The organism is Spirosoma areae (genome assembly GCF_054781775.1).
The window spans coordinates 134,655-149,266 of sequence record NZ_BAAGTT010000043.1 but is presented as its reverse complement, the minus strand read 5'-3'; the positions used below and the strand labels follow the sequence as shown (position 1 = coordinate 149,266).

At 51.5% G+C, this 14,612-nt stretch carries 9 protein-coding genes; all 9 read left to right on the top strand.

Features of this window, described 5'->3' with window-relative positions; translation table 11 throughout:
* Window positions 1-280: 280 nt before the first annotated feature.
* Window positions 281-2,455: a prolyl oligopeptidase family serine peptidase gene (locus ACYVI1_RS26795; RefSeq protein WP_460914147.1), complete on the top strand. Its 2,175-nt coding sequence runs from the start codon at window positions 281-283 to the stop codon at window positions 2,453-2,455.
* A 71-nt stretch (window positions 2,456-2,526) separates the two neighbouring features.
* Window positions 2,527-3,123, top strand: coding sequence for a YdeI/OmpD-associated family protein (locus ACYVI1_RS26790; RefSeq protein ID WP_460914146.1), 597 nt, complete (start codon window positions 2,527-2,529; stop codon window positions 3,121-3,123).
* A gap of 117 nt (window positions 3,124-3,240) precedes the next feature.
* Window positions 3,241-4,557 carry an esterase-like activity of phytase family protein gene (locus tag ACYVI1_RS26785; protein WP_460914145.1) on the top strand — a complete coding sequence of 439 codons (1,317 nt, stop codon included), beginning with the start codon at window positions 3,241-3,243 and terminating at the stop codon, window positions 4,555-4,557.
* 248 nt (window positions 4,558-4,805) lie between these two features.
* A complete protein-coding gene (locus ACYVI1_RS26780; protein ID WP_460914144.1) occupies window positions 4,806-5,444 on the top strand; it encodes a gluconate 2-dehydrogenase subunit 3 family protein in 639 nt (212 codons plus the stop codon).
* A gap of 106 nt (window positions 5,445-5,550) precedes the next feature.
* Window positions 5,551-7,275 (top strand): GMC oxidoreductase, encoded by a 1,725-nt coding sequence (locus ACYVI1_RS26775; RefSeq protein WP_460914141.1) that lies wholly within the window; start codon window positions 5,551-5,553, stop codon window positions 7,273-7,275.
* A 188-nt stretch (window positions 7,276-7,463) separates the two neighbouring features.
* A complete protein-coding gene (locus tag ACYVI1_RS26770; RefSeq protein ID WP_460914138.1) occupies window positions 7,464-8,168 on the top strand; it encodes a hypothetical protein in 705 nt (234 codons plus the stop codon).
* Window positions 8,169-8,233: 65 nt separating this feature from the next.
* A complete protein-coding gene (locus tag ACYVI1_RS26765) occupies window positions 8,234-9,649 on the top strand; it encodes an ATP-binding cassette domain-containing protein (protein ID WP_460914136.1) in 1,416 nt (471 codons plus the stop codon).
* Window positions 9,650-10,015: 366 nt separating this feature from the next.
* Window positions 10,016-12,067, top strand: coding sequence for a gliding motility-associated C-terminal domain-containing protein (locus ACYVI1_RS26760; protein ID WP_460914134.1), 2,052 nt, complete (start codon window positions 10,016-10,018; stop codon window positions 12,065-12,067).
* Window positions 12,068-12,148: 81 nt separating this feature from the next.
* The gene (locus tag ACYVI1_RS26755; RefSeq protein WP_460914132.1) at window positions 12,149-14,593 is read left to right on the top strand and encodes an OmpA family protein; all 2,445 of its coding nucleotides are present in this window, start codon (window positions 12,149-12,151) and stop codon (window positions 14,591-14,593) included.
* Window positions 14,594-14,612: the final 19 nt, after the last annotated feature.

The following is a 14,612-nucleotide window of genomic DNA, read 5'->3' as shown; positions in this document are numbered from 1 at the left end:
CAAACTTCTGTGAACAGCAGGTGCTTTTTGTTACAAAAAGCACCTGCTGTTCATTTTTGCAACCGTTTACTCAAGAACTTTTGTCTGCCACTTCCGGTCTGCCTAAATTGACATTGCCTTTAAATCTGGCAATATGAGGAAGTCTGTCTCTTTCTATTTCCCCATTTAATCAATCCTGCTCATCATATATTTATCTGATTGACAGCTACTGCTAATAGCCGTATATTGGCTTGATAATCTGACGATTATACTGTAAAACCTAAAACAACTCTTTCTCCACATGAAAATTCTATCTATAACGCTAACCGCCTGCCTGTTTGTCATTTGTGCTTTATCAGCGCAAACACTGCCTCCCACGCCCAAGCGGCCCGTTACCGACACGTACTTCGGCAAGGCTGTGGTGGATAAGTACCGCTGGCTCGAAGATATGAATAGCCAGGAGGTGAAAGACTGGTTCAAAGCGCAGGGCGATTATACCAACGCCACCCTCGACCAGATTCCAGGCCGGGACAAATTAGTTGAGACGTTTGTGGCTTACGACAAGCTGAAATCTGCCCGCATCAATCAGGTTCGTCGGCGGGGAGGTACGCTTTCTTCGCGCTACTTCTACAAAAAAACGCTGGCCAGCGAAACCATCGGCAAGTTGTACTACCGGGAAGGGAAAACCGGGCCTGAGCAACTGCTGTTCGATCCGGCAACTTACGGAGCGGGCAAGAAATATACCATTGCTGGCTTTTCGCCCAGCGAAGACGGACGGCTGATCACGATGGAGATTAGCGAGGGTGGTGCGGAGGTGTCGGTACTCCGGGTTATGAACGTCGACACAAAAACGCTGTTGCCCGACAAAATTGAACCCGTCTGGTTTGGCGGAGGAAGCTGGAGCGCCGACGGGAAGGGTTTTTTCTACACGCCCCTAAACTCCGCCGATACGAAAGACCCCAAACGAAGCATCGACACAAAAGCGATGTATCACGTTGTGGGAACCGACGCCAAAACAGACCGTGAGGTTTTCTCCCGGGCAAAATACCCGGAATCAGGCATCAAGCCGGAAGAGTACGCAGGCGTCGCCTTCACGGACGACAAAAAATATCTGATTGGCGGCATGTATTCGGTCGATCAGCGGGCCAAGTGCATGATTGCCCCGGTGGGCGACCTGAATAAGCCTGTCATTGGCTGGAAACGGCTGTTTATGCCCGAAGACAGCGTGAAGAGTTTCGAGATCATTGGCGACAACGTTTTCTTTCACAGTTTCAAAGGCACTACCAAAGGGCGGGTGCTGCTGACGAACCTGCAAAATCCAGATACGAAGACAGCAACTGAGATTTTGCCACCAGGCCAGGACAAACTCGAATACATCGTGGCCGGGAAAAACTATCTGTTCGCCATTCAGTCCAACGGTATCAACACAACTATTCAGCAATACGACCTGAAAGCGAGCCGGTGGACGCCGGTCAAACTACCCGTGAGCGGCACTGCCTGGATTGACCCTTACGAACCAAAAACGGATGATTTGGTCTTGGGCGTTACGGCCTGGAAACAGCCGACGACAATTTACGACTATAATCCGGCAACGGGTCAGTCCCTCATCAGTCCGTTCCATATTGATGCGAAGTATCCGGGTATTGAAAACCTCGTGGTCGAGGAGATAGAGATTCCGGGCCACGACGGAACAAAGGTGCCGCTGAGCATTATTTACAACAAAAATCTAAAACGTGACGGTTCGGCGGTGTGCTATATGACCGGCTACGGTTCTTACGGCAGTTCGGCTACGCCTTATTTCAACCCGATGATGCTGGCCCTGCTTAACAAAGGTGTAGTAATTGCCGAAACCCACCCGCGCGGAGGCAGCGAAAAAGGAGAAGACTGGTACCGGGCAGGGTACAAGACCACGAAGCCCAACACCTGGAAAGATTTCATTGCTTCGGGCGAATACCTGATCAAAAACGGCTATACCGCCAAAGGGAAGCTTATTGGCGAAGGAACCAGCGCGGGTGGCATTCTGATTGGCCGGGCTATCACTGAGCGGCCCGACCTATTTGCGGCTGCCATTAGCAATGTTAGTTGCAGCAACGCCCTGCGGATGGAAAACTCCGCTAATGGGCCTGTCAATGCGGCTGAGTTTGGCACGGTGAAAGACTCAACCGAGTGCATGGCCCTGTATGAAATGGATGCGCTACACCACGTCAGCGAAGGCGTGAAGTATCCGGCCGTAATGTGCATTGGTGGCATGAACGACCCACGTGTGGTGGCCTGGCAACCAGGCAAATTCGCCGGTGCGCTACAGAACGCCAGTACGTCGGGTAAGCCGGTACTGATGCAGGTTAACTACGATAACGGCCATTTCACCGAAGACAAGAAAGTAACCTTCCGCAACTTCGCCAACATGTTTGCCTTCGGGTTGTGGCAGGCGGGCCACCCGGATTTTCAGCCGACACAGGCACTGGTGAAGAAGTAAGTACCCTCTAATTGCAGGCAGCGGTTCAGATGACCAACCGTTGCCTGCAATTGATCACTTATTTTTGTTTTATGGCAACCTCAATACCACCCAATACATTTCATGCCGCAAGCCGGTCCGACTGGCGGCAATGGCTCAGCGAAAACCATGCTTCTGAAAAAAATATCTGGCTAACCATCTACAAAAAAAGGAGCGGAACGCCCAGCGTCACCTATGATGAGGCCGTAGACGAAGCCTTGTGCTTTGGCTGGATTGACAGTTCCGTTAAAAAAGGCACAGACGACTATTATTTCCAGTTTTTCGCCAAACGCAATCCAAAAAGCAACTGGAGCGGAGTCAACAAAGTCAAGATTGAAAACCTGACGCAGGCCGGCCTGATGACCGATGCGGGCATGGCGATGGTTAATCTGGCGAAGCAAACCGGTACCTGGACCGCGCTGGATGAAGTTGAGTTGTTGGTAAGCCCGCCCGATTTGCAACAGGAATTAGCCGCGAATCCCACGGCTCAGGCGTACTTCGATGCGTTTCCCAAATCGGTGAAGCGTGGCCTTCTGGAGTGGCTGCTAAACGCTAAAACGCCCGCAACGCGCACCAAACGCATCAACGAGGTCGTCACACGGGCTGAGCGCAATGAACGGGCCAATCAGTATGTTCCTAAGCTGAAATAAGCTAACGTCCTTTTAATCTTAATAATAGCTTCATAACTCACACTGTTAAGGTAACGTTGGGATAATATGCCCGGTCGATTTTTGCAATTGTTTCTCACGCATAAATCAACTCGTCTCATGACCCTCTTTTCTCTCCGTATTGCTGTTGGATTCGCCACCGCCATTGCCTTTTTAACAACTGCCTGCGACGATCACCGGCTGGAATCCACGCCGGGCTTTCCGGCGGTTGTCGATGCCACGAACCCCGGCACGTTTTTGCCTACCGTCTTAGGCGATGTTAACGGTGTGAAAGTGTACAATGGTGGCTTTGGCTCGGCCATCGCCTTAGATCCAAACGACCCCGGCGCGTTTTTTATGCTTACCGACCGGGGCCCAAATATTGATGGCACTGTTGCGAATTCCAAAGTATTCGCCAAACCTGACTTTACCCCCCAAATTGGTAAGTTTCGGGTCAAAAACGGCCTGATGACGCTGGAGAAGATTATCGAACTGAAAAACAGTGCGGGCGGCAAACTCAACGGTCTGCCCAATCCGGCCAATCAGGGTGGTACGGGCGAACTAGCCCTCGATGTGGCGGGTAACAACATCGGAACGAGCGTTGATGGACTCGATTCCGAAGGGCTGGCTGTCGCTTCAGACGGTACATTCTGGGTCAGCGACGAATACGGTCCGCACCTCGTTCATTTTGATGCCAATGGCAAGACCATAGAACGAATCAATCCGTTTGGCAGTGGTACAGGTGGTCGGAAAATTCCATTGGTCTTTGCCACGCGCCGGGCTAACCGGGGCATGGAAGGGCTGACCATTACGCCCGATGGTAAAACGCTGGTGGGCTTGATGCAGTTTCCGCTCTACAACCCGTCGTCGGCGGCTGTTTCTGGCTCATTGATTACCCGGATTTTGACCTTCGATATTGCCACGGGAGTCACAAAGCAATTTGTCTATCTCATCGAACGGGCTAACTTACAGGCCAACAGCGAAATTACGGCCATTACAAACACCACTTTTTTAGTCCTCGAACGCGACGGAGAGTACGGGACCGATGCCAACAAAAACACGCTGTTCAAACGGGTTTATAAAATCGACCTGACCGGTGCTACTGATATTTCGGACCCAGCCAACGGCGCGAATGGCAAATTATACAGCGGCAAAACTGTCGAAGAGCTGAAAACGGCAGCCGCCCTGCAATCAAATGGCATTGTGCCGGTGAGCAAAACGCTGGCCTTCGATCTGGCAGCGGAGATTTCGCCGGTTTACCCACACGACAAGGCGGAGGGAATCGCCCTAATCAACCCAACGCTTCTTGCTATCTCCAACGACGACGATTTTGGCGTAACCGGCGTTGGCACATACGGGGCTAAACTTTTGCCTGCTTCCAGCACGATTGATAAGAACCGGGTTTATTTCGTAACCTTAAAAGCGCCGGTCAGATAGCTGGAAATCAAAGAAGTTCAGCGTTTTTAGAGTAAAATGGCTGGGAATAGCGCCGGTCGAAATATACATGAGGTTTGCGCTTACGGGGATAAGCGCAAACCTCATGTATTTTAGTTGTGCTTAGCACCGATCTAAATAATGTAATTCTGTGAAACTGTATCTCCAAATTACACAATCCATTCCTTGATTGTTATACATTTGTAATTCCTTATATCGTTCTATTTGAAAGTTTAACTCGCTCTACGCATATGAACAGGAGAGATGCCCTTATGAGGGTAGCTGCGCTGACCGGCGTTACCCTATCGCTGCCCGCGCTGGCCAATACGCTCGAAGCCTCGGCTACCCGACGCGCCCTGACAGGCAAGCCGCTTTTCTTTACGGCCGATCAGGATGCTACCGTTGCCGAACTGGCCGATACGATTATTCCAACGACCAAAACTCCCGGCGCTAAAGCCGCTAAAGTGAATGAGGTCATTGATATTATGTTGAAGGACTGCTACAAGCCCGACGATCAACAACGCTTTCTGGATGGCCTGACGCAAACCAATAAACTCAGCCAGGATGCCTACGGAAAAGCCTTTGTGCAACTCGATCCAGCCCAGCGTATCGAGGTTGTCAGGAAACTTGAAGCCGATGCCAAACAACAACTGGAGCAAATGAAGGCGGCAAAAGCCAACACGCAAACGGCTGGCGCCCAGGCGGATATGCAGATGGCTGATACGAAGAAAAAGTATTCGCCTTTCTATACAATTCTGAAAGACCTGACATTGACGGGCTATTTTACGTCAGAAATTGGAGCAACACAGGCGCTTGAATACGTGGCTGTTCCGGGCCGTTACGACGGTTGCGTTCCGCTCAAACCCGGCCAGAAGGCGTGGGCAATCTAATTTAGTTATACAGTTATAAGGTTGACGAGTTATAGACTTGATCAGAGGGTAGTTCTATCAACTTTACAGCTATATGACTTTATAACTCTTCAACTTTTCTCTACAAATGAATCTCAACATAGACGCTAAAAAAGAGATGACCTACGACGCCATTGTCGTGGGATCGGGTATTTCGGGTGGATGGGCCGCTAAAGAGTTGACCCAGAAGGGCCTGAAAGTTTTGATGCTGGAGCGGGGCCGCGATGTGAAGCACATTGAGGGCTATCCAACTGCGACTAATAACCCCTGGGATTTTCCGCACCGGGGGCGAGTTACCACGCTGGCGGCTGAAGAATACTGGGCCAATATGCGTACCGGCTATACGGCTAACGAAGAGCACCGGCACTTTTTCGAGAACGATAAGGAAAATCCATACCTCGAAAAGGAAAATCGTAAAGTAGACTGGATTCGAGCGTACCACGTCGGGGGCCGGTCGTTGTTGTGGGGCCGGCAAAGCTACCGCTGGAACAAAGAAGATTTCATGGCGAATGCTAAAGAAGGCATTGGCGTCGACTGGCCCATTCGGTACGAAGACGTAGCGCCCTGGTATACCTACGTAGAAGGGTTTGCGGGTATTTCGGGAAATAAAGATGGGTTGGATGTATTGCCCGATGGTAACTTCCTGCCTCCCATGCAACTTAACTGCTTAGAGAAGGAAGCCAAAAAGCGGATTGAGAAATCGTTTCCTGCCCGCACAGTCACTATTGGCCGGGTGGCACATCTGACTGCGCCCAAGCAATTGCACTACGACCTCGGTCGGGCAGCCTGTCAGTTCCGCAACCAGTGTATGCGCGGTTGTCCCTACGGCGCTTATTTCAGTACACAGGCAGCCACCTTGCCAGCGGCAATGAAAACGAAACGGTTGACCCTATTGCCGGATTCGATTGTGTCGGAAGTGTTGTATGACGACACAAAAAAGAAAGCTACCGGCGTTCGGGTTATTGACCAGAATACCAAACAAGTGCGTGAATTCTATGCCCGGATTATCTTTCTGAATGCGTCAGCGTTTGCCAGCACGTCCATTCTGATGAATTCCAGGTCGAGCCGCTTCCCCAATGGCATGGGAAATGACTCCGACCAACTGGGTCGTAATATCATGGATCACCACCTCGCCGTAGGAGCCTCCGGCACCTTCGACGGCATGGAGGATCAGTACTATTATGGTCGGCGGGCGAACGGTGTTTATGTGCCCCGTTACCGAAACTGGGGCAGCGACAAGCGCGACTATGTGCGGGGCTTTGGCTACCAGGGCGGTGCCGGACGCGGTGGCTGGAACCGGGGCAATGGTGTCGATGGGTTTGGCGCTGATTTCAAAGAAAGCCTGACTACGCCCGGCCCGTGGACGATGAGCCTGGGTGGATTTGGTGAAATGATTGCCAACCCCAACAACCGGATGACCCTCTCGCCCGACCAGAAAGACAAGTGGGGTTTGCCACTCATTGTATTTGATGCCGCTTATGGGGAAAACGAGCGGAAAATGCGAATCGACATGATGAACGATGCCGCTGAAATGCTCGAATCTGCTGGTCTGAAGAACATTGCTACCCACAACGATACGACCAAAAATCCGGGTATTGGTATTCATGAGATGGGTACTGCCCGCATGGGCCGTGACCCGAAGACCTCGGTGCTGAATGCCCATAACCAGCTTCATACGGTGAAAAACGTGTTTAACACGGACGGGGCCTGTATGACATCGGCGTCGTGCGTAAATCCATCCCTCACCTACATGGCACTAACTGCCCGTGCTGCCGATTTTGCCGTGAAGGAGATGAAAAAAATGAATTTGTAAGGTCAAGTGTAACACATAACTCAGGTTCCTAATCAGGCCGTGAACAGGAAATTGTTCACGGCCTTTTTCTGTCTAAAAAGGAGATGTGTCCGGGTAGAGACTATAAGAAAATTAAAAAAAATTAAACAAAGTTATATTAGTCCAGTTATGTAATAGAATAACAGGTCAAAACTGTAAAAAACTCAACGATGAAAAAAGTATTGCTGATGGGATGGATGCTGGCAGCCGGCATAGCCCTCAACGTAGACGCACAAACAACAAATTCGACGACCAATTCAGGAACAACCGGCACAACGGGGACCAACACAAACCGGTCGACAACAACGGGGACCAACACGAACCGGTCGACAACGACGGGTACAACGGGCACCAACACGAATGGATCGAATACCGGTACCAATTCAGGGACCTATCAGACCCAGCCAACGACAACGGGTGTTAACCAGCCACAGCCGCCGGTGGGAACAAACCAGCCACAACCGCCAACCAGTACGAACACGTATCAGAATCAGCCGCCCACTAATAGTGCGGGTAGCGTAACCAACAGTACGGGTTCTGCAACCGGAACCACAACGGGCACAGGTACAAATCCAACGACTGGAACCGGCTCAACGACCAACAGCAGCTACAGCACGGGTACAGGAACAATGAACAGTGGGTCGACAAATACAAATAGTGGTACGATGAGCAACGGTTCGACAACCAACAGTGGCTCAACGATGGATCAAAATACAACAACGCCAACGACCACTGGCTCGACAATGGATCAGAATACGACAACGCCCCCTACCGACCGGACGAATGGTGGGTCGACGGGAAATAACAGCAAGATGAAAAAAGACAAAAAAAGCGGGTCGTCTACAACAACTACGACAACTCCACCCGAAAAGTAAGCCGGGAATAAATTAAAAGATGGATGGGGGCCATACCTTTGCAAAGGTATGGCCCCCATTTTTTTATGCCTGAACAGAATCCCCTTGCTTCACTTCACAAGTTAACGGTCCAGCGCGGTGGGCAGGTTATCGTAACTGACCTCACGTTTCAGCTACAAGCGGGTGAGTGCTGGGCCGTAATGGGCGCCACAGGTAGTGGAAAAACAACATTCCTACAAGCGCTGGCAGGTCATTTTCCGGCTCCGCCGGGAACTGCTTCGCGCAGGGTGCCCGTCGAATTTGTTTCGTTCAGGGAAGAATCCAGCCGATTTTCGTACAGTGGGTACTTCTACCAGCAGCGCTATCAGGCTACCATGAGCGATGAGGGGACTGATGCTGGCTATACATCGCTGCCAACCTTGACGGAATTTCTGCAACTGACCCCCTCGGCGGAGACAGCCGCACTACTTGAACGGCTGGGACTCACGTCGCTGCTAAATCGTTCGCTCATAAAGTTATCGAACGGGCAGACCCGCAAGGCCCGAATTGGCAAGGCGCTCTTGCGGCACCCGGCTGTGCTGCTGCTGGATAATCCGTTTGTTGGGCTGGACAGTGCGTTCCGTATTGAATTGACCAATTGGCTGAGCGAGTTGCTCCAGCATGGGCTTTCCCTCGTGCTGGTAACGGATCCTGACGATATTCCGCCATTTATTACGCATGTTGTTATGCTGGAAAAAGGTAAAATCCAGTGGTCAGGACTCAAAGAGGCCTATCAGCCGAAACGGGTAAACCTACCTGTTCCGGCGTTACCCATCCTGCAAACAAAACCGCAGCCCGTAGATTTTAGCGAAGCTTTTCAGTTGCGCGACGTGACCGTGCGGTATGGGGATACCGTACTACTGAATGCCATTAACTGGGTTGTTCGAGCGGGCGAACGATGGGCATTGCTTGGACCGAACGGGGCCGGAAAGTCAGTTTTGCTAAGTTTGCTGTATGGTGATCATCCCCAGGCTTATGCCAACGATGTCAGCGTGTTTGGCTATCGGCGTGGTAAATCGGGTGAAAGCATCTGGGACGTAAAACGCCGAATCGGGTTTGTCTCGCCCGAGCTGCACCTTTATTTCCCGCAGCATCTGTCAGTAGGTCAGGTGGCCTTATCAGGTTTAACAGACACCCTTACGCCACCAAACCGGGTTCCGCCGGAGACAACTCATGATTTAACAAACCTGCTGGCCTATTTTGGCTTAGCTGATGCGGTAGCCCGTTCATTTGGAACGTTATCGGCGGGCGAACAGCGATTGGTTTTATTGGTGCGGGCTTTTTTGAAAAACCCGGCGGTGTTACTGCTGGACGAACCCTTTCAGGCCATAGATGCCTGGCATTGTCAACTGGCCCGCCAGTTAATTGATAGCTTTACTGATAAGACCATTCTCTTTATTACCCATAATCAACGCGAACTGCCACAGCGTATCCACCAGGTGTTTACACTTGGTGTAAGTTAGCCCATGTGAGTTACTCAATCGATTCGACTTACATCAACAAGCTTACGGGCATCAAATTCATAGCGTCAACCAGAACAATCTGTAAGGTTGGCATAATTTGTGAGGAGTCAGAGAATCTTTTTTTGATATAGGATAAAGCGGTCGTTTATCATATAAACGATGTTAGTAACTACATAAATGCCCCAATTAATAAATGTATACAAAGAGAATACCCTGAAAACAGGGGTTGGCATGAAATTCGTCTCCCAAAGGGGTAACAGTACTTTATAAATGAGGAGACAGCTACTAAATAAAATTTATAGCAAATTCGGATGGGTATTAGTCTGGATACTGGTAAGTCCCGGTGTCGTAGCTGGTAGGTATCCATTGGCTGATACGTGCCTGAATCCAGCCCCACCCGTCATTCGTGGATCGGCAAACGCTATTTGCCGGAATGAGTCCGTTAAGTTATCGGCCACGGGGTGCGAAGGCACCGTTGTCTGGTCGAATGGCGAGATGGGCAGCACCATTACGGTGCGTCCGCAGCAAACCACAAAATACACGGCTATTTGCCGGGCCAAACCAGGGTGCATCAGTTGTTTCGCAGAGGTTTGGAAAATTACGGTCAATACACCAGCCGCGCCGGTTATCACGCCTTCGGCTACTGTCGTCTGCCCAACGGATGCGGTCACCCTAACCGCCACGAATTGCGCTGGCATTGTTCACTGGACAATAGAGGGAAATAACGAGCCGCATACCGGGTTGACCTGGACCGGTAACATCGGCCAAACGACTACGTTTAGGGCTGCCTGCGAGCAGAATAACTGTCCTGGTAATCCATCGCCCGCCATTTCGGTACGGGTAGCGTTACCCACAGTTCCTACGGTTTCGGTTAGCAGGTCCGAAATTTGTGGTGGGCAGCCGGTGCAACTGACGGCATCGAGCTGCCTGGGACGTGTTCGGTGGAATGATGGACAGGAAGGTATGGTTCGCCTGGTAACGCCTTATCAAACAACCAGCTATCGGGCCGTATGTCAAATTGGCTCCTGCCAAAGCGACAGCACCCAAACGGTTCAGGTAGCCGTTCGTTCAGCCATTCTGCCACTGAATTTACTGACAACCCTAACCAATGGTTGCCCATTTCAGACCGCCGACCTAACCAACGCTATTGTAAACCCTACAGGTCAATATACCCATTACGCATTCCGCAGCGGACCATTGCTCAATTCACCGGCTGTTCAGTCGCCGGGAGCAGTCGGAGCGGGCACCTATTATATTTTCGGTCGGGACACCGCAGGGTGCTACACCGAACCTGTTGCCGTAACGGTAGCCCAACAGCCGTGTCAGAACCCCGTTCCCATCTGTTTAAGCAACCCTCCAACGGTTGCCATTCGGTGCGATTCGCTCGACTGGCAAAAAGGCGTTATTCACCTAACGGCGCTTTTGGGAGGCTCTGCTCATGAGCCTGTCTGGCAATGTGGTGGTGGGGGGTTGTTCACAGACGCCAGTGTTCAGGCTCGTTACCTCCTGTCCGAAGCTGATCGACAGCGTGGTTTTGCCTTATTCACCCTGTCGATACCTGACCCCGACGGCGCAGGCCCCTGCGTGAGTGCATCCGTGCAGCAACGTATGGAAGCCCCCGCACGCGAACTGATTGGCTTAAGCAAAAAAGTGAGTGAGCCGGTTTGGACCGTTGATGGATTGACCCGGTTTGTTGAACTGACGTACCAATTAACAGCCGCGAACCTCGGCCGGCATGAGCTGACGCGCATCCGGCTTTTCGATGATTTAGCTGTTGCTTTCCTGAGTATGGGTGCCCAGATTCGCTCGGTAGCTGTTCGGGCCGATAGTGGTTTGGTGGTGAACCCGGCCTACACGGGTCGCGGGGCCGATACCACCCTGATTAGCGGTGGAACCATCCCCGCCAGTGAATCCGCGCACATCTGGCTGACCGTTCGGTTAGATGTGAGTCAGGCCAGTATACTCAGATTTACTAATAAAGCCACCGTGCAGGCAGTGGATATAAATGGGACGGTGTGCCGGGATAACTCAACCAATGGCTCGGAGGTTGACCCTGATCAGAACGGTGATCCGGCTGATAATGACGAACCCACCTTAATAACGCTCCACTCCCTACGGCCTGAAGAAGGTGAAACCGTTTTCATTCCTGAAGGTTTTTCGCCCAATGGTGATGGCATAAACGACCGGTTTGTGATTCAGCGTGTACCGATTGGCGTTACGGTGCAGTTAGACGTTTATAATCGCTGGGGTCATTTGGTTTATCAGCATCCTAATTATCAGAATGATTGGGATGGTATACCAAATCAGGGAATCAAACTGGCCGATGCAAAACAGGGCTTACCCGATGGCACGTATTATTATCAGATTCGATTGAGTGATGGCCGGGAATTTGTTCGGTTTCTGACTTTAGCCAGATGAGTTTTTCGCAATGATTAGTAGGCAAATTCGTTTGCCGATAGAGATAAGGACGGCAGGCCAACGAGGGCAGGCAACATACCAATGGGTAAAAATTGGACCGCGTTTATTTTTGGGGGATTACTGTGGCTAAGCTGCTTAACAGCCTGGGCACAGGCAGATTCGTTGTTACAACAGGCCGACCGTTTACTCAACTACAAAGCGTATGGCCGGGCTATTGAGGCTTATTCCGAAATCCTTACCGAACAGGGCGATCAACTCACAGCAACTCAAAAAGCAACGGCTCAAAGCCGATTGGCCTTTGCGTATCAGAAAGTTGGCGATGGACAAAAAGCCGAACGGTATTATCGGGAAGCACTGGCCAACGGGCTTACGGAAGACCCTCAACAAGTCCTGCAATTCGCCCAGACACTGGTGGGCAATGGCAAATTTCAGGAGGGTCAGAAACAATTCGAACGCTATGAGCGACTGAAAGATCAACAGCCTGTTCGCCAACAGCCCGCCGGTCCCGCTATGCCCGGTAGTACACGTAAAGAAGCCGTGCGCTATCGGTTGGAATCCTTAGCCTTAAACACGAGGGGGGAGGAGTTTAGCCCGGCCTTTTATCGGGACGGGCTGGTGTATGTAGCCGGTAAAAAAGGCGGGTCGGCCATCGAGACTACCGGCAGTGGGGGTGGGTCCGGCTATCTTGATTTGTTTTACGTACCTAACCGGAACGATTTAAAGATCGGGGGTATACTAAATGCAGACGGGAGCCTCACTAAAGTGGCTAATGACCGGACAAAGCAAGCTGAACAGCGCGTTGGGAGCGATAGCTACAGTCGGCCAACGGCCAATGACTCACGCACGGTTTCCAATTTTGTGGAGGGCATCAACATATCGCAGGGGTTGGGCTATGGCGTTGGCGCAACGAATCCAGCGCAGCGATTTAACCGAACCCTGAATACCAAATACCACGAAGGTCCGGCAACCTTCACGCAGGATGGCGCGCAGATTATTTTCACCCGCAATAATTTTAATGGTGGGAAAGCCGGTAAGAGCGCTGAGGGCGTGAATAAACTTAAACTCTACACGGCTGTTCAGCAAAACGGTGGGTGGACAAACATTGAGGAACTGCCCTTTAACAGCGATGAGTATTCAGTTGGTCACCCTACACTGAGCCGCGATGAGCAGGCGCTTTATTTTGCCTCAGATATGCCCGGTGGCTATGGCGGTACTGATTTGTATGTTACCCGATACCAGAATGGCCGCTGGACCCGACCTGTAAATCTGGGCGGTGTAATCAATACGAAAGGGAACGAAGTATTTCCTTTTGTTGACGACGCTGGCAATCTGTATTTCTCCTCGGATGGGCATCGGGGGTTTGGCGCTTTAGATATCTTTTTTGCTACCCTCTCTGCGGGGGGAACCGTACAGTCGGTCGAGCACCTTGACGCGCCAATCAACTCTCCGCAGGACGACTTCGGCCTGATTACTGATGCCGGCCGACGGGGTGGTTATTTCAGCAGCAACCGGCGCGACGACAATGACGACATCTACCGGTTTGTTCGGGAGAGTTCGCTCTACGGATGCCGGGACCTGACCATCCGGCTCTACGATACCAATACCGACCAACCCTTAGACAGCGCGAATGTACTGGTTAAGGCACGGGGCGAAGGGCAGCCTGACCGCACGCTGACCAGCGACCAAAATGGCTATGTACGGCTCTGCTTAGAGGGTAGTAATGCGTTTATATTCCAGGCCAGCCGGGATGGTTATATCAACAGTACTGTTGGTTTCACCACCCGGGCCATGACCGACGATCAGCCCAGCCGGTTAGAAATAGGCCTGATAAAACCAACGATTGAAATTGATACAATTCAGGCCGACGCGGGGAGGGCCAATGGAACGCTGACCCGTTCCCGAATCCGGGGCACGGTGGTGAGTGGACCTGAACGACGACCGCTTGAAGGCGTGACCGTGCGGCTTCGCAATGAATGCGACCGTACACAGCGGGAATATGTGACGGGCGCCGATGGGCGCTATGCATTCGAGATTGATGAAGGATGTGATTATACGCTTGTAGCCTCTAAAATGGCGTTCGGTACCAATACGAATAAGATTAAGCGCATCGCCAAAAAAGCCAAGCCTAAAGAAGTAGCGGCTGATTTGCCGATGCTAAGCGTGGGTGATGTCGTAACGATTGACAATATTTATTATGACCTCGACCGCTTTAGCCTTCGTCCCGACGCGTCGCGCGAATTGGATAAAGTTGTCGCTACGATGCGGAAGTACCCATCGTTGATCATTGAAATACGGTCGCATACCGACAGCCGGGGCGATGCCGAGCGTAATAAAACGCTTTCGCTGCAACGCGCCAAAGCCGTTGCCAGCTATTTAGTCTCGAAGGGCATCAGCCGCAAACGTATGACCACGCTGGGCATGGGCGAGTCGCAATTGGTGAACAACTGCACCGACGATGTGATCTGCACCGATGCCGAACACCAGCGCAATCGCCGAACCGAATTCAGAGTCGTAGAGATAAAGTAGGAATGATGAATGATGAATG

Excerpts from the sequence above, each read along its gene's own strand:
- ACYVI1_RS26795 (WP_460914147.1), top strand. The coding sequence starts at position 281 with ATGAAAATTCTATCTATAACGCTAACCGCCTGCCTGTTTGTCATTTGT.
- ACYVI1_RS26790 (WP_460914146.1), top strand. The coding sequence starts at position 2,527 with ATGGCAACCTCAATACCACCCAATACATTTCATGCCGCAAGCCGGTCC.
- ACYVI1_RS26785 (WP_460914145.1), top strand. The coding sequence starts at position 3,241 with ATGACCCTCTTTTCTCTCCGTATTGCTGTTGGATTCGCCACCGCCATT.
- ACYVI1_RS26780 (WP_460914144.1), top strand. The coding sequence starts at position 4,806 with ATGAACAGGAGAGATGCCCTTATGAGGGTAGCTGCGCTGACCGGCGTT.
- ACYVI1_RS26775 (WP_460914141.1), top strand. The coding sequence starts at position 5,551 with ATGAATCTCAACATAGACGCTAAAAAAGAGATGACCTACGACGCCATT.
- ACYVI1_RS26770 (WP_460914138.1), top strand. The coding sequence starts at position 7,464 with ATGAAAAAAGTATTGCTGATGGGATGGATGCTGGCAGCCGGCATAGCC.
- ACYVI1_RS26765 (WP_460914136.1), top strand. The coding sequence starts at position 8,234 with ATGCCTGAACAGAATCCCCTTGCTTCACTTCACAAGTTAACGGTCCAG.
- ACYVI1_RS26755 (WP_460914132.1), top strand. The coding sequence starts at position 12,149 with ATGGGTAAAAATTGGACCGCGTTTATTTTTGGGGGATTACTGTGGCTA.